Below are 19,595 nucleotides of genomic sequence, written 5' to 3'. Positions count from 1 at the left end.
GACCGCAAGGGAGCGGGATGCACAAATCGCACTACAAGGAACTCGGTTCACCCGGGAAGCCCCGCTCCCTCGCGGTCGCGGCTCGTCACAAACGACCCGCGGCCCTTACGGGCCGGGTTCACCTGACGCCTTTGTGCCCACAACGCTTGCGGGTTAATTTCACGCCTCACGAGGGCGCTTCGCCGGGACAATTCCCCACGATCCCGGTCCGGTATGATACACTTCTAAAATCGCTCGTTTCGCGCCAACTCGCTCAGTTCCTTTGATCGCGCGAACGCTCCCGCGCCCCGCAACGTATAGGTGTCAGGGCTGTGCTGGACCCAATACGCCACCCGCCGGATACCGACGAACAGCTCCTCGCCCGGTTGCGCGCCGGGGAACGGGACGTGTTCGGCAGCCTGGTGCGCCGGTACGAGCGCGAACTGTTCGGGTACCTGCGGCGCTACCTCGGCGACGACGATCTCGCGGACGACGTGTTCCAAAACACTTTCGTGCAAGTGTACTTGAAGATCCAGCAGTACGAACCGGGGCGCCCGGTGCGCCCGTGGCTCTACGCGATCGCCACGAACCAGGCCATCGACGCCCTGCGCCGGCGCAACCGGCGGGCCGACCAGCGCGCCGACGCGGTCACGACGTCCGACGAGGACGGGCAGAACCGGCCATTGTTCGAGTTGCTCCCGGCGCCCGGCGACGGCCCGCCCGAATCGGCCGATCGCACGGAACAGCGGGAACTCGTGCGCGCCGCGGTGGACCGGCTCCCGGACCTGTTGCGTCAGGTGGTCATCCTGGCGTACTTTCAGGGGCTGAAGTACCGCGACGTGGCCGACGCCCTGGAAATCCCGGTCGGCACGGTCAAGTCGCGGTTGCACGCGGCCCTCGCCCGGCTCACCGAGGACTGGCACGCGAACCAGGAATCGGGGACCGGGAGCCAGGAGGCGATCCAGATTCCCAACGTTTAAGTCCAGCGCCTGTATCACTTTAGACCATCGCGAACGCCCGGACCACGCCAGGAGCGGGATACGAAGCCATGTCGGACGAAGACCTGATCGACTACCTGTTTGACGTGCTCGACCCGGCCGACCGGAGCTTGGTGGCCGCGCGCCTGAACGCCGACCCGAGCGCGACGGCCCGCCTGGAACGGCTCCGGGCGACCGTGGCACCGGTGCTGACGGCCGCCCGGACCGAGCGCGAAGACGCACCCGAACCGCGCCCGGGCCTGGCCCTTCGCACGCTCGCTCGCGTCGCACAGCACGTTGTGGAACACGAACCGCGTAAATCCGAACCGGCGCCCTCCGATTTGGCAGTCGCGACGTTCCTCCGAGAGTTCGCTTCGAGCCCCCCGACCGAGATCGAATTCGGCTCGGGAACCCGTGCGAAGGTGCCCGCGGACCGCACCCGAACCGCCCCGCCGGTGACCGACGGCCCGGACCCGCAATCCGGGCGCCGGCTCCGCATCGACCTGATCGTCGCCGCCGGGATCGCGTTCCTCGGCTTCGGGCTCATCTCTTCCGGCATCGTGAAGGCGCGGCAGCAGCAGCGCGTGTACGCCTGCCAGAACAACCTCCGCACGCTGCACAACGGGCTCGCCGGCTACGCGGACTCCGACCCGCAGGGGCGCTACCCGCAAATCGGCACCGCCGCGCACCCGACCGCCGACACGTTCGCCACCTCGCTCAGCGACCAGGGCCACCTGCCCGCCGGCTACCGGCCCGGGTGCCCCGCGTCCGCGGACTACATCGCCTACGCCTACACGCTCGGCTTCCGTGCCCCGAACGACGAGATCCTCGGTCTGCGCCGGCCCGACGCGCTGGCCCCCGCCGGGGAAGAACACGACCTGATGCCCATCTCCGGCGACTTCCCCACCGCGAACGCGGCCCCGGGCGCCGGTCCGGTCTCGCCGCACGCGGGCTGCATGAACGTTCTCTTCGTCGGCGGGAACGTTCGGACCACGACTTCTCCGTTCGTCGGGCCGGGCGGCGACGATATCTACCGCAACCTGTTCGGCCAGGTCAGCGCCGGGGCCAACCGCAGCGACGCGGTTCTCGGTCGGCCCGGGGACCGGCCGTAGGCGCGAATTGATTTTGAGCTAGAAACGGAAAACGGAGCGCGACGCACTAATCGAAGTACCAAATTCGCCCTTCTCGCCCCATCAAATTCATTTCCTGCAGGCGCGGCACTCGAATTCAGATATCAACAGAATCTGTATTAAGCAGAAAGCTGTATTTCACAGACATCGGGGCCTTCGTGCGGCCGTTGCGCATGATACACTTGGGCCAACCATATCGGACCGGAGAACCGGCGTGCCCCGGCCGATGAAGGAGTTGCGGCGTGAAACGTCCCCTACGACTGCGCGGCATCAGCGGCGAAATTAAAGGGCAGGTCTGGGAATCAGACTCGCTCCTGCGCGCCGGGCGCCTCGCGTCGCTCGAAATCGTGCTCGACGACAGCTCCGTGAGCCGGCGCCACGCGGAAGTGCGGCGCGGCGACGACGGGTGGTTCGTGCGCGACCTGGAGAGCACCAACGGGACTTACGTCAACGGCGTGCGCATCGGGCAGGGCGACCAGCCGCTGAAGGCGCGCGACATCGTTCAGTTCGGCAAAGTGGCCGTGATCGTCGAACTGGTGGACGCGAGCACGGACGGCCCCCCCTCGAACCAGCACGTCGTCGCGGCGGCCGTGTCGAGCTTCGACGAGGGGCTGCGCCGGATCGCGTTCGACCGCAACCACATGCCCCGCGCCGGCGAGCAGATGTTCGCGCTCCTCCGGGCCGGGCACCACTTCGTCAACATGCAGAGCGAGGACCAGCTCCTCGACGCGGTCCTCAACGACGCGGTGAGCGTGCTCGAGGCCCAGCGCGGGGCGATCGTGCTGGCCGAGAGCGACGCGCCCGAACCCAAGATGCGCCTGCGCGCCCTGGCCGTCGGTCAGGGCGAGCCCCCGGGCCGGTTCCACTACTCGAAGAAGCTCACCCAGCGGTGCTTCGCGAGCGGCGTCTCGCTGCTCTACAGCACCCTCAACAACGACGAGGAATCGAAGCTCACCCAGAGCATCGCGGACGGCGCGATGGCGAGCGTGCTGTGCGTGCTGCTCCGCACCCCGCGCAAGCGCCTGGGCGTGCTGCACCTGGACCGCAGTTTCTGGCAGAACCCGTTCAACGAAGACGACCTGCACCTGGCCGACGCGCTGGCCGCGCACGTGTCCGCCGCGATCGAGAGCGCGCAGCTCTTGCGCCGGCAGAAGGAACAGTTCCTCAAGACGGTCACGGTGCTCGCGCAGGCGGTCGAGCTCCGCGACGACTACACGGGCAACCACACGCAGCGCGTGACGCGCTACGCGACCATGCTCGGCGAGAAGCTCGAACTGCCCGACGACCAGCTCGAACTCATCAAGATCGGCGGCCCGCTCCACGACATCGGCAAGATCGGGATCGACGACTCGATCCTGCGCAAACCGGGCCGGCTCACGGGCGACGAGTACGAGTGCATGAAGACGCACACGACGAAGGGCGCGGAAATCCTTTCGTCGATCCCGGAGATGGGGCCGATCATTCCCATCGTCCGGAGCCACCACGAGCGCTGGGACGGCACGGGCTACCCGGACCGACTCGTGGGGGAAGAGATCCCCCTGTTGGCGCGCGTCGTCGCGGTGGCCGACGCTTTCGACGCGATGACCTCGAACCGGCCGTACCACGAGAACAAAAAGGGGCGCCCGCCGTCGTGGGCGTTCGCCGAAGTGGAGCGGCAAGCGGGCAAGCAGTTCGACCCGGTTTCGGCCGCCGCGTTCCTGAGCATCCGCGAAGAGATCGTGCGCGCGATGGCCGAACTGCTCCCCGGCAGCGAACTCGAAGAGCCGGAACCGCTCACGGTTACGGGATTCGTCCACGACCCGCGCGGCTAATGCGCAGTCGGTGTCCTTACAGCGAGCCGCGACCGCAAGGGAGCGGGGGCTTCCCGGGGTGAGCCGAGTTCCCTTCGCGCGATCTGTGCCTCCCGCTCCCTTGCCAGTAGTTTCAAGGCGTTGCGTTGGTTGTAAGTGTATTGTGTGGCAGGGTAATACATCGTGTGCGTGGGTATCGTGAGCGGATCCGTTGCGTGAGCCAGTCGAGCATCTCGGCCAACGGGAACTGGGCGACCCAGGCGGTCGGCGCGAGCCCGCGTGCCCGAGCGATCCGGAGCGTCAGGTACACCCACACCTGGCGCAACAGCAGGGCCACGCCCTCGAGCAGCAACCGGTACTCGGGGTTGGTGCTGGTGGTCCACCCGCGGGCCTGGTTCTTCTGCCGATAGCTGGTCTCGATCCCGAACCGCTCTCGGTACCGCCGGCGCCCCAACCGAGCCCGGTTCGCCTCCGACACGGCGGTCGCATCGCCCCACCCGCGGAACGCGTACACCCGGGCGTGCGATTCGCCCTTCCGTTGCCACACGAGCACCCGAGTCGATACCGCCTTGCGGCTCTTCTCGGTGACCCACTCCATGGTGGTGATGGTGCCGTGGGGTTGGGTGTAGCTGGCGTTGCGGCGGTTGGTACCGGTGCCCTTCTTGCGCATCGGGACCGTGTAGCTCAGGTTCCGTTCCTGCAACAGCAACAGGGTCTCCCCGCTGTCGAACCCGGCGTCCAGAACCACCCCGCGGACCGTGAGCCCGCGGGCCGCCACCTGGTCCAGAAGGGTCTGCACCTGCTGGTGCGGCTTGGTTCCTTTCGTCACGCTCATCAGCCCCACGGTGTACCGCCGGTGCTTGTGAATCAGTACCCCGGTGGCGTACGCGTGAAAGAACGAGGTCCCGGCCTTCTTGGGTCCGCCGATGATCCCCGGGGTGCTGCGATCCCCATAAAAGGGGACGTAATGCACATCGATGGCACACGTCCACCGGCGCCTCCGGTCCCGGCGCGTGAACCCCGCCACCTGGTGAAGGGCATCCACCAACCGGGCCGTGAGTTGGTCCCGGGAACCCCGGTTGGCGTGCATCGCCTGTCGCGCGGTCTCGTGGGAGAACCCGAAGTACCGGGTCACTACCGCGAACAACGTGCGGGTGGTGCCCGCGATCAACAGCACCAGGTCGAGCAACTGGGTGCGCGTGACCGACCGCTTGTAGTCGGTCCAACCCAGGGCCCGTTCCAACGTTCGGCGCGTCAGTGCGTGGACCACCGCCGGGGTGATCGTAGAGTAACCACGTCGCATGGGAGGCTCCCGTTCAAGTGCCTGAGAACCTTGAACTTAGGAACTCCCATGCGGCACTGCCAAATCACTTGAAACTACTGTTGCGGTCGCGGCTCGTTCAACCCGAAACGGAACGAATACCCGGCGCGGGTCCGATCCAGAACGCTTCGTCGCAGATCACAGCGAAAACACGTCTATCTCGCCGGCCACCGGCGCGCTCGTCTCGTAACTTCCGTCCGACCTCGATCCCGCCCACAACCTGAACCAGCGCGTGGCTCGGGTCGCGCAGTGCGACGTGCGAAGACCTCCGGCGTTTTTCTTTGCGAACGGCATCGGGTAACATGAACGTGGAGGTTCACCCGATGCCGCTCTACGACCATTTCCACCCGCCTCTCTCTCTACGCAAATCGTGGGAGAGCATCCACCACGGATGGGCGTTCGTCATCGCTCAACGATTGAACGGCGCGATCTTGACCAACCGATTCGAGTCCGAATCGAACATCCACCACGGTTCGCAGATCGAAATTGATCTCGCGACCTACGAAGAAGACCGCGATTTGCCAACGTTCGGGACGAACGGGCACGGCGGGGGCGGTGTGGCGACACAACCCCAGACCTACGCCCCGCCCGCGGCGGCACTCGCGGGCGAAGTCGTTATGGCCGACGCGGACACGTTCGAGATCAACGTCTACAAGCAAGAGGGCGGCTGGAAGTTGGTCGCGGCGGTCGAACTGGTCAGCCCGCGAAACAAGGACCGCTCCACAGCGCGGCGCGCGTTCGCGACCAAAGCGGCGTCGTACCTTCAACAGGGGGTATCCGTCGTCACGGTCGATGTGGTGACCGAGCGCAACGCGAACCTTCACGAAGACATCGCCAACGCGCTCCGCCTCCCGGATGCGTTCGACTGGTCCTCACCGACCGGGTTGAGCGCGGTGTGCTACCGGCTCCTGCGCATCGACGGCAAAGAGCGGTTGGAAGTGTGGCCGCACCAACTCACCGTTGGGGGCGCGTTACCAACGGTCCCGCTCTGGCTGGAACCGAACCTCGCGGTACCGCTAGAACTCGAGCTGACGTACACGAGCACCTGTGAATCGCTTCGCATTGGCTAGCCAAATTATTCAGACTCGAACTCACCTACGCCCAGGCGTGCCGGTCATTACGAATCGCCTGACGAGGTCGCTCGCGGCGGTTCGGCCGTGACGTGAAACGTGTTCTAAACTTGCGGGGCTTTTTACACCCGCGAGACCCGTCGATGGCTCTGCTGCTCGAGCTGATCTTCACCGCGACTCTCGCTACGCTCCCGGTCCCGGATTTTGAACTCCGGGACACGACCGGGGCCGCGATCCGCCTCCCGACCGGCCCGGCGGCCCGCCCCACAGTGGTCGTGTTTCTGGGCACGGACTGTCCGATGGCTCGGTTGTACTCGGTTCGCTTGAAAGAAATGGCCGGTCGATTCCCGACCGGTGCAGTCACCTTCCTGGCAATCAACGCGAACGCCGGGGACGATGTCCCTTCGATGGCCGCGTTCCTTCGCGAGTACCCGCTCGCGTTCCCGTATGCAAAAGACACCGACGGCCGCGTCGCGGAACTCTTCGGGGCGTCACGAACCCCGCAGGCGTTCGTTTTGGACGCCCAGCGGCGGATTCGGTACCGGGGCCGGATCGACGACCAGTACGCGCCGGGCGGGAAGAACCGCGGCGCGCCGACCCGCGAAGATTTGGCCGAAGCCGTGCGCGAGGTGCTCGCGGGACGCCCCGTTTCGGTGGCGCGAACGGAATGCACCGGGTGCGTCATCGACAAACCGCGGCGCGCAACGCCTCCCCCCCGCGTGACGTACTCACGCGACATTGCCCCGATTCTGGCGACCCACTGCCGAGCGTGCCACCGGCCCGGCGAGATCGGCCCGTTTTCGCTGCTGTCGTACTCCGACGCAACGGCTCACGCCGGAACCATCGTCGAAGTGATCGAGAACGGGACGATGCCGCCGTGGTCCGCGTCCCCGGCTCATGGCCGGTTCCGCAACGAACGGCGCCTGAGTGACGAGCACAAGCGCCTGATCGCCGAATGGGTGCGGCTCGGGTGCCCGGAAGGTGCCCCGCTGCCGCCGGAACCCGCGCCCGCGCCGACCAAGTGGCACATCGGGGAACCGGACGCGGTGTTCCAAATCCCGACCGCGTTCGCGGTACCCGCGGAAGGGATCATCGAGTACCAGAACTTCATTGTCGATCCGGGATTCAAGACCGATGTGTGGGTGCGCGCGGCCGAGGTACACCCGGGGAACCGCCGCGTCGTCCATCACGTCAACGTGTTCCTGCTGCCCCCGGGCGAGACTCGACTGGACCAGCGGTACGAAGCCGGCCCGCTCGAGTCGTTCGCGCTGACCGGGTACGACGTCGGGAGCGCACCGGACGTAATGCCCGAGGGGATGGCCAAGCGAATCCCGGCCGGGTGGCGCATCCACTTCCTCATCCATTACACGGCCGTCGGCAGCCCGCAGACCGACCGGACCGAAGTCGGACTCCAGTTCATCGACCCGGCTCTCGTTCGGAAGGAGGTGGCGACCAAGTTGCTGTACCGCGACGATTTCGCCATTCCGCCGCACGCGACCGGGTACCGCATTGAGAAGACGTGGACCGCCGACCGCGACTACCTGCTGCTGTCGATGTACCCGCACATGCACCTGCGCGGCAAAACGTTCCGGTTCGCCGCCGAGTACCCGGACGGCACCTCCGAAATCCTGCTCGACGTGCCGCGGTACGACTTCAACTGGCAGCACCGGTACGTACTGGCCGAACCGAAGCGGCTAACAGCCGGGACGGTGATCCGCTGCACGGGGGTTTACGACAACTCGGCCGCTAACCCGTCAAACCCCGATCCGTCCGCGACAGTTCAAGTCGGGCTCCAGACTTGGGACGAGATGTTCAACGGATTCTTCGACATCGCCCTGGCGGATCAGGACCTGGCGGCGGAGCGGGCTGCAATTGAGAGCAAACGGGTCCGATCGCAACAGGTTGGTATCGGAGCGCTCGCGCTGGTCGGGCTTTGGGGCGCCCGGCTCTGGCGCAAGCGCCGCGCTTGACGACCCGCGCGGATCGCGAAACCTCGTGTCATTCCCTGCCGAGCACGAGGTCCACGACCCAGCACCCGCGCACGTGCTCGCCCGGCGCGCGGCAGTGGCTCAGCACATCGTCGTTATCACACCCCGCGTCCTGGAGCGCGTCGGCCAGGATCGGCATCGCGCTGAAGTCGCGCGATTCGTACATCTGACGAGCCAGTGATACCGCTGTGTCAGTGCGCCAATAGGGAGAGAACACGACCGGGCGGAACGGGTTCCCGAAGATGTCGCGGATCGCGCTGCACTGAATGGAGTTAGAAACGAAAGGCAATGGCAGGGTGAATACAGAGTCGGTGACAGCAATCAGCAACTGCACCTTTCCGAGCAGGTACCGAAACATCGCGACTTCTGGTGCGCCGCGGCGGAAGAACCCTTCGACATCGACAAGCCGCGTATACGCCTCGTTCAATTCGGCGGACCGGCGAAGGCCGTCGGCAAAGTCCTCGGCGAGCGTTAGGGTCGCTTCAACGTCGCACGTCAGGTCTGGTATCCGGCTCTCGTTCAGATAGATAACGAGTCCGTTCAACTCCGAACGAATCGTGCGACAACATGCGACTACAAGCAACCGGCGCTTCCGATCGCTCGGTGCGGGTGCAATTGTCGAAAGCAGGTGAGCGGGATCGCGTACCGCGCCCGTCAATCTACTCCAAAATCTTGTCAGTAATCCGGCCATCTGCGGCCTTATCCCTTCACCTTGAACCGCCCCACGAGGGGGCGGTGATCGGAAGTGTCGTCCGGGATCACGCGCGACTCGATCAGTTCCCACCCGGTCGGTACGAAGATGTAGTCGAGGCGCTCCGCACGCTTGCCCTCGAAAAACGAGGGGGCACCGTCGAACTCGCCGGTGAACTTGCCCGAATCGCGCACCAGCGCGATGGAGCGGTCCTTCGGGCGGTTGTTGAAGTCGCCCGCCAGGATCGCGGGGCGGTCGCCAATGAAATCGAGCAACTGCTGCATCTGCACCGTGTTGTTCCGCATGTCGAACGAGTCGTTGTGCAGCGCGCCCATCAGCACGGGCTTGCCGCCAAACTCCGCCGATACGAACAGTGCGCGCCGGTTGTTCTGCGACACCCAAAACGGCTTCCGCCCCGCGAGGTCGAAGTTCGCAACGGGCGTGAGCGGCGTGCGCGAGAGCACCGCGTTCCCGCCGACGACGCGGTAAAACGGCAGCCCGAGGTTGTAGTTCTCGCCGGTCGCGACATACGGCAGCCCGCACTCGCGCGCCAGGTACGCGACCTGATCGATGTCGCACGGCGTGAGTTCGGTGAGTGCTTCCGACAGGAACACCGCGTCGGCTTGCTCCGCGCGAATGACTTCGGCCATCCGCTGGAGCTTGGCCTCCACGAACGCGCGAGACTCGAAGCTCACCCCACCCTTGTGGGCGAACCCCTTCGCAACGTTGTAGCTGATAAACGTGACCTCACCGGGCGCGGACCGCGTCGGCGCGACCGGCACGTCCGCGAGGTGGCGCATGCGCGGGGATTGTCGATCCGCGAGGACCAAGCCGTTCAGCGCGAACAGCCCGGTGAGCAGTAGTACAAGCGAGCCGAGCGCGGCCAGAGCCCACAGCACGCGACGCTTCCTGCGACTCATTGCAACCTCCTGGTGAACCCCGCCCGCAAGGGCGGCGGGTGCCCTCCCGCGACTGCCCACACATCCCTACACCCACCGCCCGGGGTTCACCCACAGCCCTTGCAGGTGGAGTGACTATGCGATCCGGGCCTTCCGCTGGCGGTAATACTTCACCCCGGGCACGAAGAACGACAGCGCCGACACCGCCCCGAACAGAAGGATGCTCACGCCGGGCACCAGCGGCATGACGATGGCCGCGATGAAGTTCAGCGCGGCCCAGCCGTAGAACCGGCCGGAGAGAATGCCCGCCTTGAACACCATCACCATCCCGGCCGCGACCGCCACCGCCGGCGAGAGCGTCAGAGCTTTGAGCGGTATGAGCCACTCGATCCAGAACATGGCGATGCTGGCGCACACCCCGGCCGCCCATGCGTGTGCGATCTGCCGTTCCACGAACAGCACCGGGCCGGCCGCCTTGCGCAGTTGCCACAACGTTGCGCCCCACGCCACCAGCCCCACGGACCACACGCTCATGTACCAGACGTGATCGTGCAGACCGTACCAGCTCATGACCTGCGTGAGCAGGCACAGCAGGAAGATCATCACGCTGTGGAAGATCCACAGTTTGCCCCAATTTTCGAGTATGTCGGCGTGGTGCGTTTCGCGGAACAGGCGCGCGATGAAGAACCGCAGCCCGCTCGGCGCCGCGGCGACCGGCTGACCGGCAGCGTAGGCCTCGAGGTCCGCGGCAAGCGCCCCGGCGGACGGGTACCGCATCGTCGCGGGCTTCTGGAGGCACTTCAGGCAGATGAGTTCGAGTTCGCGGTCCACGGTCGCGTTCAGGTGGCGCGGCGGAACCGGCTCCTGTTCGAGCACGAGCAACAGCGTATCGACCGGGTGCGCGGCCTGGAACGGTGGCCGGCCCGTGAGCAGTTCGTACAGGATCGCCCCGAGCGCGTACACGTCCGCGGTGGGGGTAAGGTCTTTCCGCCCCGCGGCCTGTTCGGGCGACATGTAGCTCGGCGTGCCGACCACGGCCCCGGTCCGCGTGAGGCTCTCCGAGTTGTCGATCTTCTTCGCGAGGCCGAAGTCGGAGACTTTGGGTTCGAGGGCGAAGGGCCGGTGTGAGAGCGAAGAGGGGTCGGGCCGCGCACCGGATTCACCGGCCGGCTCACACCGGCCGTTCGCCAAAAGGAGAATGTTCGACGGTTTCAGATCGCGGTGAATGATCCCAAATGCGTGCGCGTGCTCAACGGCACGCGCGATCACCGCGACGAGTCGAGCGGCCTCGCGGGGCGGGAGCGGGCCGTCCGTGCGGACCTTCTCCGCGAGCGTCTGGCCACCGACGAACTCCATGCAGAGGTACGCTTGTCCGCCGGCCGAGCCGACCTCATGCACCGTCACGATGTTCGGGTGTTTGAGGCGCGCCGCGGACTCGGCCTCGGTGCGGAACCGCGCGCGGTCGGCGTCGGTCGCGAGGTGCGCCTCGCGCACCATCTTCAGCGCAACGACGCGGTCCAGGCTCTTCTGCCGCGCCCGATACACGACCCCCATCCCGCCGCGCCCGACCTCTTCGAGTAACTCGAAATCGCCGAAGTCGCGCGGGAGCGCGGCAGCCGTATGTGCGGTGTGATCGGTGGCGAGCGACGGCGTGAGTGGCCCGGCTCGTGCGATCGTAATAGTCGGCGGGGCAGCCGGTTGCGGCGGGCGGGCCATGTACGCGAACTGCGCAACGGCCCACAACTCGCGCAGTTCCGCCGCGAGGTCTGGGTGGTCACGCGCCGCGGCCTCGACATCGGCGACGCGGCCGGCGCGCTGGTCACCCGCGAGCCGGTCAATGAGGGCGGCCAGTTGCTCGTCACGGTCGTGGGTCATGGAATTCTAGCACCCGCTGCGGGCGAGTGAACCCCGCCCGCAAGGGCGGTGGGTTGCACCGCCAAAGAACCCACCGCCCTTGCGGGCGGGGTTCACTGGTCCTCTTCCGCAGTCAATCGCATGGCGTACTCGGCGAGGGCTTCGCCGGCCGCGTCGGTGAAGTCGGCGGGGTCGTCGATGTCGAACCGGATGAAGCCTCGCGCGGGTCGATGCGCACCGCGAGGTCGATCCAGCCGAACGGGGCCCGCCCGCAAGGGCGGTTGCACCGCCAAAGAACCCACCGCCCTTGCGGGCGGGGTTCACTGGTCCTCTTCCGCAGTCAATCGCATGGCGTACTCGGCGAGGGCTTCGCCGGCCGCGTCGGTGAAGTCGGCGGGGTCGTCGATGTCGAACCGGATGAAGCCGTAGGGCTCGCGCGGGTCGATGCGCACCGCGAGGTCGATCCAGCGCCCGCCGAGCTGGTACGTGAGCCATCCCGCTTCGAGCGGCTCGTAGCGCGCGCCGGGGATGCCCGCGATCACCGTGAGGTCCGGGCGCTCGGGCGATACGAGCTGGGCCGCGTCGCGCACGGTGTCTTTGAGGAGCGGGTACACATCGTCGGAGGGCGGCGCGAGTTCCCAGTCGCGCCCGTCCACGCGGTAGTAGAGCAGCCCGCCCTCTTCGCCGAACCGCACTTCGAGCTGCGTGGCCTTGTCGCGGATCGCGTTCAGGAGGACGACGTGCAGGAACCGGCGGGCGTCCGGTTCGGCGAGCAGTTGGTCGGCGGATTCGTAAACGAGCACGATTGGTCCCTGAGTTATTGAGGTTGCACGGTCGCCGGCGCTGCGCTCGCGAACGCACCCGGGATCGCGGCCCGCAGCACCACTTCGAGTTCGGCGAAGTCGGTCGTTCGCATCATGTGTTGGTGGAGGCGGAGCGGCACCGCGCTCGCGTCGTGGAGCACTTCCAGAACCAGATTGTGCGGCGGGCCGTCGCGCGTCACCCGGCGGATCGCGGTGAACGGGATCGTCTCCGGGTGCGGCCGGTCGTTCGAGGTCCGCTGGCCGTGTTCGTCCTCGGGCGGTTCGCCGCGTGCGCCCGCGGGGAGCAACAGGCCGGTCGCGGTCACGCGCACCAGCGGCGGGTTCAGCGCGTCGCGCACGCCGGCCCACAGCGACCAGAACGACATGAACAGCGTGGGGACGCCGAACACGCCCATCACCATCAGCGCGATGCCGGTGGGCAACTGGCCGTTCTGGACCTTCTCGTACCCGGCGGGGAGCAGCGAAACGCCGATCGAACCGAGCAGGCCGAAGAACAGAATCGAGCACCCGATGGCGTGCCAGCCGGTGCTGTACGGGAAGGCGCGTTCCGAAGGTGCGGCGGTTTCAGACCCCATCGGTCGGCTCCTGACCGTCGGGCACTAGTACCGTTCGCAGCCGGCGCAACGCGCGCAGGTACCGCATCGAGGCCGCGGCTTCGGTGAGCTGCAGTGCGTGGGCCACTTCCTGGTTCGAGAGCCCTTCGTGGTGCCGCATCAGGATGATTTCGCGGTCGTCGTCCGAAAGTTGGTCCATCGCGGTGGCGAGTCGGCGCTGGAGCTCGAGCCGGATCGCTTCGGACGTCGGCGTGCGCTCGGTGTCGATGAGCTGCGCGACGAGCGACACGCTCGACTCGTCGGTCCACGCGGGCCGGGCGATGGACTGCTCGCGGTCCACGCTGCGCCGCTGGGCGAGCCGGTGCCGCCGGTGCGTGTCGATGATGCGGTCCTGGGCCAGGTGCCGCAACCACAGGTGGAACGGCATGTCCGGCTTCTTCAGGTACTCCGTCAGCCGCTGGTTGGCTTCGACGAGCACGTCCTGAACGATGTCGGACGCATCCACGCGGCGCGCGACGGCCGGATCGAGGCGCAGGTCCACGACCCGGCGCAGCGGGTCGCGGAACTCGCCGAGGAGCTTGTCCACGGCGCCCGGATCACCGTTGCGGGCGCCATCGAGTAACCGGTCGGTTTCTTCGCGGTTGGGCCACATGGCGACATTCTACAGACGGTCGCGGGCGGAAAGCCCCTCCAATCCGAGAAGGGCCGAGTCCCCCGCCCCTCCCCGTTCGATTCGGCGGTACAATCGGGTAAACCACCTGGGGGCTTACCGTGCCGCTATTAGACCATTTTCACCCGCCACTGTACCCGCGCCGGCACTGGGAGTCTTTTCACGTTACCTGGGCCGGCGCCATCGCCGACGCACTGAACGAAACGCTGTTGCCCGCTGGCTATTTCGCCGAGGAGCACGCACACGCCGGTGCTCGCATCGAGATCGACGTTGCAACATTCGCGGACGAGAGCCCGGCGGTCCAGAACGGAACGGTTGCGACCCAAACGTATGCCCCCCCCGCACCGCCGGTGGTCGTACCCGCAGCGTTCCCGGACGAATTCGAGGTCCGCGTTTACGAAGCCGAAGGCGGGGCACGTTTGGTTGCAGCACTTGAGCTGGTTAGCCCCGCGAACAAGGACCGCGAGTCCCACCGCCGGGCCTTCGCGACGAAGTGCGCGGGGTACCTGGCGCAAGGGATCGCCGTGATTGTGGTCGATGTGGTGACGAGCCGCTCCGGGAATCTGCACGCGGACGTCCTACGGTTACTGAACCGCCCCACCGACACGGGGTTACCGAGCGGAACCGAACTGTACGCCGTGGCGTACCGGCCGGTGGTTCGCGACGGGGCGGAAGTCATCGAAGTGTGGCCGGAGCCGCTCGCCGTTGGTCGCGAGCTACCCACACTTCCACTCGCACTAAACGCGGAATTGTGCCTGCCTATTGATCTGGAATCGACCTACGCGGCCGCGTGCGCGCGGCGCCGGTTGGAGTGAGACCGTCCCCCGCGATAACCTGCGGCGGGACGGTCCGGGTGGGAGTGTTACTTCTTCGGCCACAGCACGCGGCCCGCACGCTCGAGCTTCAACACGTACCGCCGCGTGGTAGCGAGCGACTTCGGATTCGGGCCTTCGGCAGTTGTGCTCGGTCGGCTCACGGCTTCGGTGCCGGCGGCGCGGGCGGCACGGGGCGCGTCGCCGGCGCCGGGTCCGGGAGCACCGCCCCGCCCCGCGGGTTGGTCGCGTCCAGGCCGAGCGCCGCGAGGTAGTTCGCGACCGCTTGATAGTACCCGCCGAGCAGCGTCACCACCTTGACCCGCGCTTCGGCGGCCGCGATCTCCTGAATGTTCAGGTCGATGAGGCTCGTCTGCCGCGCTTTGAACGACTCGGTGTCCAGTTCCAGCACCCGCTGCGCCTGCCGCAGCTCCTCCCGCGCCCGGCCCACGCGCAGGTACGCCTGCTGGAGCTCGCTCACCGCGTCCTGCACCTGCGCGGTCACGTCGTCGCGGGCGTACCGCTCCCGGGCCAGGAGCTGGGCCAACTGCGCGTTGGCCGTCGCGCTCAGCCCGCGGGCGGTGCGGAACGGGAGCGGCACCTCGAACGTGGCCCCGACCTCCGCCGACGTGCGGTCCGTGTCGAACGGCCCGCTCCCGGTGAACGTCTTCTTCGCGGCGCCCACGTCCTGCGCGGCCTGCGCGTACACGTTCAGCGCCGGCTGGAGCTGGTTCGTCGCGAGCTGCAGCTCGACCGCGCGGCGCTCCTTCTCCAGTTGGAACTGCACCAGCTCCGGGCGCCGGGCGAGGGCCGCCGCGACGTCGGCCGCGAGCCGGCCCGGGTCCGGGGGGGCCGGGGCCAGGTCCGGGTAGTCCCGGAGCAGCCACTCGGCCCGCGGGACGACCGGGTCGCCGGCGGGGTCGCGCAGGTACAGCGACAGCCGCAGCGCCGACTGCTGCAGCGCGCGCTCGGCGGCCAGCAGGGTCTCCTCGCGCCCGGCGGCCAGCCGCCGGTTGAGCGTCGGCACCGCTTCGCCGATCAGCCGCGCCTTGAAGCTCTCGTCGAGCAGCGCCTGCCGCTTCTGGGCGAGCGCGAGCAGGTCCTGCGCGACGCGGTACTGCGCCCCGGCCGCTTGCCACGCCCAGTACGCCTGCGCCGCGGCCCGGTGCGCGTCCAGACGGGCGCGGCGGATCGTCGGATCGGCCGCGCGCGCGGCGATCTGCGCCGCCCGCAAGCGGGCGCGGCGCGGGTCGGTGGCGCGGTTCTGGAGCAGGGGCACGTTCACCCCGGCGCGGAACTCGCCGCCCTCGGCCGTTTTTCGCTCGCCGTAGTAAATGGGGAAGTTGCCCAGCCCCTGCCGCCAGCCGGCGAACGTGGTCACCCCGCCGAACGGCGTCGCCTGCTGGACGCCGGCGTCGAGGCGCGTGCTGGAGAACGTGCCCGCCTGATCGACCGCGCTCGCGCGCACGGTCGGGTCGAACTGTCCCTCGGCCGCCAGCCTCTGCCCGGCCGCGATCCGGCGCTCCTGCTCGACCGCGAACAGGAGCGGGAACGCCGCTTCGACGCTCTGGAGCACCTCGGCCAGTTGCAGCGGCGCGTCGGGGCCGGGGTCGAGCGCCGGCACTACGGGGCCGGGAGCTGCGGGCAGGGGTTGCGGGGCCGGTGGGGCCGGGAGCTGCGGGGCGCCGAGGGGCGCGCGGACGTAGGCCCCTTCGGGCAGCGGCGACTGCGTGGCGCAGCCGCCCGCGCCGAACGCGAGGGCCAGTGATAGAGCCGTCCGTGGCCTCATCGTATCCCCCGCCTGCGGAACCCGCCCGTGGCCTATTTCGTCACCGGGCCGAGCGGCCGGCGCTGCGGCTTGTCCTTCACCTCGCGCACCGGCGGGAAGCCGTTCAGCAGCCGCCACACCTCGTACCCGAGTTTCACTTCCTTGAGCACGATCCACCCCTGCGCGCGGACCCCCTGGCGCAGGAACTGCTCGTCCGGCCAGGCCGCCCCCGGGGCCGGCTCGACGAGCACGCGGAACCCCCCGCCCGCGCCGTCGGCGGTCGGGTCCACGAGGTACACGCGGCCCTCGAACGTGCCGGCGGCCGCCTCCGGGTACGCCGCGAACTGCACCGCCGCCCACCCCTCGAACTGGAGGAGGACGCGGTCGCCGACGCGCACCAGGGGGAGGTCGTTCCCGTCGATCGTGAGTTCGGCGACGATACCGGGGTGGTAGTCGCCCGTCAAGGCGGGCGCCACGGCCTTGATGTCGGGCACCAGGACCGCGAGCCGCTCGCCCGGCCGTACCAACTGCCCCCCGGCTTCCGCGTTCGCCAGGACGCGGAATATGACCCCGTCCACCGCGGCGCGGATCTGCTGGTTCGCCTGCCGCTCGACCTGCGTGCGGATCGCGTTGTACTGCTGCCGGACCGAGGCCTGCTCGCTCTTGGCGCTCTTCACCGCGGCCTCCTCCGTTTGGATCAGGCCGCTCGTGCGCTTGTCGGTCGCGCCGCGCTGCGCCTTCGCCCCGTCGAGCGACCGCTCGGCCAGCTTCAGCCGCGCCTCCACCAGCGGCACCTGGGCCTTGGCGAGGTCGCGCTTCCGCTCGGCCTCTTCCACCGCGTCGCCGGACACCACTTGGCCGACGGCGCTCTTGCTCAACTTGCTCAGCCGCTCGTAGGCCAGCTCCTCGCGCCGGAGGTTGAAGACCGCCTGCTGGACCTCCTGCTTGACGACGAGCACCTGCGCCTCCGACTGCTCGACGCGGTACCCGGCCTCGGCCAGCAGCACCTCGCGCTCGCCCTTGACGAACTCGAGCCGGTTCTGCTGGTCGAGGACGCGGCCGTCGGCCAGCGCGAGCCGCTGGAGCGCGAGCGTCTCCTGCTCGCGCAGCCGCTCCATAATCATCGGGTCGTTGTCCACCAGTTCGACCAGCAGTTGCCCGGCCTTAACGCGGTCGCCCTCGACCACGTGCCACTTCTGCACCCGCCCCTCAATGGGCGAGATCACGAACTGGGCGCGCTGCACCGGGTTGAACGCGATCGCCCGGCCGGTGCCGTGAACGGTCTGCGTCCACGGGCTGACGGCCAGCGCGGGGACCGCCAATAGCAGGCACGCGATCAGCGCGGACGCCAGAACCCGCACGGGCCGGGGCGTGCGGGCGAGCGCCAGCGCCGGGAGCGCGGGCGCGGACGGTTCAGGCGTTCCCATGTGGCACCTCCCCAGACGGCCGGTCCAGTTGAACGACGCGGTCGCACAGCCGCGCGACCTCGTCGGAGTGGGTGACGACGACGAGCGTCCAGTCGGCGCCCGGGCCGAGAACGGCCGGGAGCACGGTCTCGCGGATGTCCGAGTCCATGTGGTCGAGGGCCTCGTCCAGGACCAGGAGCCGCGGGCGCCCGACGATCGCCCGGGCCACCATCAGCCGGTTCGCCTGGCCGAGCGACAGCGGCGAGCCGCCGGTCCACAGCACCGTGTCGAGGCCCCCCGGCAGCGCCAGGACCGTCTCGAGCAGGCCCACGCGCCCGAGCGCGTCGCGCGCGTCCGCGTGGGTGACGTGCGCCCGGCCGACGCGGACGTTCTCGAGCACCGTCCCCTCGATCACCTCCACGCCCTTGACCAGCGCGACCTGCTCGCGGAGCGTTTCGAGGCGGAGCGTGCGCACGTCCGCGCCGTCCAGTTCGATCCACCCGCGGTCGGGCGTGCGGAGCGCGAACAGGAGGTCGGCGAGGGTGCTCTTGCCGGCCCCGTTCGGCCCGACCAGCGCGACCCGCTCGCCGGCGGCGACCGCCAGTGACAGCCGGGTCAGCGCCATCTTTCGCTGGTGGTCGTAGGCGAACGACACGTCGCGCACGACCACCGCCGCCCCGCCCCCGGCCGCCCCGCCCCCGGCCTCCGCGCCGTCCTCCTCTAGCGGCAGGTCGAGCAGGTAGCCGAGCTTGTCCACTGCCGCGAGCAGGTCGTAAAACGCTTCCAGTTGCTTGCCGATCTTGGTGAACGTCGCGACCACCAGCGTCACCACGATCTCGGCCGCGACCAGTTCGCCCAGCGTCAGCTCGCCGCGGATCACCAGCGCGCCGCCGATGGCGAGCAGCGCGACGTTCGCGACGACCTGCAGGAACAGCGCGAACCCGATCTGCCGCATCAGCACGCGGAAGTGGGCGGCGCGGGCCTCGAGGTACTCGCGGGTGAGGGCGTCGGTCCGCGCGGCCGCCAGCGACGGCCCCCCGGCCGTCTTGAACGCGACCGGGTGCCGCGCCACCTCCTCCATCCACCCCGCGACCTTGTACTTCGCCACCGACTCCCGCACCGCCGACCGCACCGCGCCGCGGCCCAGCACCAGGAACAGGAACGCGAGCGAGCCGATCAGGATGAGGTCGAAGCCGAGCAGGTACCGGTGGTAGAAGCTGAGGAGCAGCAAGCCGATGAGCACCTGGAGGGCGAGCGTGATGCCGTCCAGGAGGAGCGTGGCCGACGCCTTCTGCACGGTCAGCACGTCGAAGAAACGGTTGACCAGCTCCGGTCCGTTTTGGCGGTCGAACGCCTTCAGATCGACCCGCGGCAACCGGTACGCGAGTTCGGCCGCGACCCGCACGAACACCCGGCGCTGGACGAACTCCACGACGACGGTCTGGAGGATCATCAGCCCGGCGGCCAGGGAGAGCGCGACGAACAGCGCGACGCACAGCACGACGAGTTGCTGGATCAGGGTGCCGAGGGCGACCGTGTTGACCACGGCCATCGCGACGACCGGGGTGGCCAGCGTCAGCGCGCCGACGCACACCGCGAACAGCAGCACGAGCCACAGCTCGCCGGCCTCCGGGCGGAGCAGCCCGAGCAGCCGGCGGAACGGGGGCAGGTGGTGCGCGTGGGCATGCGGGTCGGCGTGGGGGGGAGCGGCGTGCGCGTCGGTCGGGGGTGGGGCGAGAGCGGCGGTCGGTTCGCTCACAGTTGGGCTCCGGTGCATCGGGTCCGTTGGCTCTTCAGTAATTCTCCTCCCGCGCCCGGTTCTTTTAACCGTTCGGGGGCCACGCACCCATTCATCTATGAGC

16 protein-coding genes are annotated in these 19,595 nt (G+C 68.4%); 6 read left to right on the top strand and 10 right to left on the bottom strand.

Annotated features, from left to right (window positions below; translation table 11 throughout):
* Nucleotides 1–311: 311 nt before the first annotated feature.
* The 3 genes from J8F10_RS32460 to J8F10_RS32450 all read left to right on the top strand — a co-directional run bounded on the left by J8F10_RS32460 (nucleotide 312) and on the right by J8F10_RS32450 (nucleotide 3,897).
* The gene (locus J8F10_RS32460; RefSeq protein ID WP_315854199.1) at nucleotides 312–959 is read left to right on the top strand and encodes an RNA polymerase sigma factor; all 648 of its coding nucleotides are present in this window, start codon (nucleotides 312–314) and stop codon (nucleotides 957–959) included.
* 68 nt (nucleotides 960–1,027) lie between these two features.
* Nucleotides 1,028–2,068 (top strand): anti-sigma factor family protein, encoded by a 1,041-nt coding sequence (locus J8F10_RS32455; RefSeq protein ID WP_210660922.1) that lies wholly within the window; start codon nucleotides 1,028–1,030, stop codon nucleotides 2,066–2,068.
* Nucleotides 2,069–2,328: 260 nt separating this feature from the next.
* Entirely contained in the window at nucleotides 2,329–3,897 is a 1,569-nt protein-coding gene (locus tag J8F10_RS32450) for an HD domain-containing phosphohydrolase (protein WP_210660920.1), read from the top strand.
* A 112-nt stretch (nucleotides 3,898–4,009) separates the two neighbouring features.
* Here the strand turns inward: J8F10_RS32450 and J8F10_RS39485 are convergent, their stop codons facing one another.
* Nucleotides 4,010–5,179, bottom strand: a complete 1,170-nt coding sequence (locus J8F10_RS39485) for a transposase (protein WP_246522717.1) — start codon at nucleotides 5,177–5,179, stop codon at nucleotides 4,010–4,012.
* Nucleotides 5,180–5,520: 341 nt separating this feature from the next.
* Between J8F10_RS39485 and J8F10_RS32435 the strand changes: the two genes are divergently transcribed.
* Entirely contained in the window at nucleotides 5,521–6,267 is a 747-nt protein-coding gene (locus tag J8F10_RS32435; protein WP_210660919.1) for a DUF4058 family protein, read from the top strand.
* A 143-nt stretch (nucleotides 6,268–6,410) separates the two neighbouring features.
* Nucleotides 6,411–8,237 carry a redoxin domain-containing protein gene (locus J8F10_RS32430; protein WP_210660916.1) on the top strand — a complete coding sequence of 609 codons (1,827 nt, stop codon included), beginning with the start codon at nucleotides 6,411–6,413 and terminating at the stop codon, nucleotides 8,235–8,237.
* A gap of 28 nt (nucleotides 8,238–8,265) precedes the next feature.
* On the opposite strand, the gene J8F10_RS39480 is transcribed toward J8F10_RS32430, so the two are convergent.
* The 6 genes from J8F10_RS39480 to J8F10_RS32400 form a co-directional block, all read right to left on the bottom strand.
* On the bottom strand, nucleotides 8,266–8,799 hold the full coding sequence (locus tag J8F10_RS39480) for a hypothetical protein (RefSeq protein ID WP_246523698.1): 534 nt from the start codon (nucleotides 8,797–8,799) through the stop codon (nucleotides 8,266–8,268).
* A gap of 155 nt (nucleotides 8,800–8,954) precedes the next feature.
* Entirely contained in the window at nucleotides 8,955–9,866 is a 912-nt protein-coding gene (locus J8F10_RS32420; protein ID WP_210660914.1) for an endonuclease/exonuclease/phosphatase family protein, read from the bottom strand.
* Between the two features lie 114 nt (nucleotides 9,867–9,980).
* Complete coding sequence (locus J8F10_RS32415) at nucleotides 9,981–11,720, bottom strand: serine/threonine-protein kinase (protein WP_210660912.1); 1,740 nt, start codon at nucleotides 11,718–11,720, stop codon at nucleotides 9,981–9,983.
* Between the two features lie 299 nt (nucleotides 11,721–12,019).
* Nucleotides 12,020–12,502 (bottom strand): hypothetical protein, encoded by a 483-nt coding sequence (locus J8F10_RS32410; RefSeq protein WP_210660910.1) that lies wholly within the window; start codon nucleotides 12,500–12,502, stop codon nucleotides 12,020–12,022.
* Nucleotides 12,503–12,516: 14 nt separating this feature from the next.
* Nucleotides 12,517–13,098, bottom strand: coding sequence for a hypothetical protein (locus J8F10_RS32405; RefSeq protein WP_210660908.1), 582 nt, complete (start codon nucleotides 13,096–13,098; stop codon nucleotides 12,517–12,519).
* Nucleotides 13,088–13,729, bottom strand: a complete 642-nt coding sequence (locus J8F10_RS32400; RefSeq protein ID WP_210660906.1) for a sigma-70 family RNA polymerase sigma factor — start codon at nucleotides 13,727–13,729, stop codon at nucleotides 13,088–13,090. Before J8F10_RS32400 ends, J8F10_RS32405 begins: the two co-directional genes overlap by 11 nt.
* A 119-nt stretch (nucleotides 13,730–13,848) precedes the next feature.
* On the opposite strand from J8F10_RS32400, the gene J8F10_RS32395 reads away from it, so the two are divergent.
* Nucleotides 13,849–14,562: a DUF4058 family protein gene (locus tag J8F10_RS32395; protein ID WP_210660903.1), complete on the top strand. Its 714-nt coding sequence runs from the start codon at nucleotides 13,849–13,851 to the stop codon at nucleotides 14,560–14,562.
* A gap of 157 nt (nucleotides 14,563–14,719) precedes the next feature.
* On the opposite strand, the gene J8F10_RS32390 is transcribed toward J8F10_RS32395, so the two are convergent.
* The 3 genes from J8F10_RS32390 to J8F10_RS32380 are packed head-to-tail and all read right to left on the bottom strand — an operon-like array spanning nucleotide 14,720 to nucleotide 19,492.
* Nucleotides 14,720–16,348 carry a TolC family protein gene (locus tag J8F10_RS32390; protein WP_210660901.1) on the bottom strand — a complete coding sequence of 543 codons (1,629 nt, stop codon included), beginning with the start codon at nucleotides 16,346–16,348 and terminating at the stop codon, nucleotides 14,720–14,722.
* Between the two features lie 32 nt (nucleotides 16,349–16,380).
* Nucleotides 16,381–17,754, bottom strand: coding sequence for an HlyD family secretion protein (locus J8F10_RS32385; protein WP_210660899.1), 1,374 nt, complete (start codon nucleotides 17,752–17,754; stop codon nucleotides 16,381–16,383).
* Complete coding sequence (locus tag J8F10_RS32380; protein ID WP_315854198.1) at nucleotides 17,741–19,492, bottom strand: peptidase domain-containing ABC transporter; 1,752 nt, start codon at nucleotides 19,490–19,492, stop codon at nucleotides 17,741–17,743. Before J8F10_RS32380 ends, J8F10_RS32385 begins: the two co-directional genes overlap by 14 nt.
* Nucleotides 19,493–19,595 lie beyond the last annotated feature (103 nt).

Source organism: Gemmata palustris (assembly GCF_017939745.1).
In the GTDB taxonomy this organism is placed as follows: domain Bacteria; phylum Planctomycetota; class Planctomycetia; order Gemmatales; family Gemmataceae; genus Gemmata; species Gemmata palustris.
Note: the sequence above shows the minus strand (reverse complement) of the source record. Positions and strands in the feature narration are given on the sequence as shown.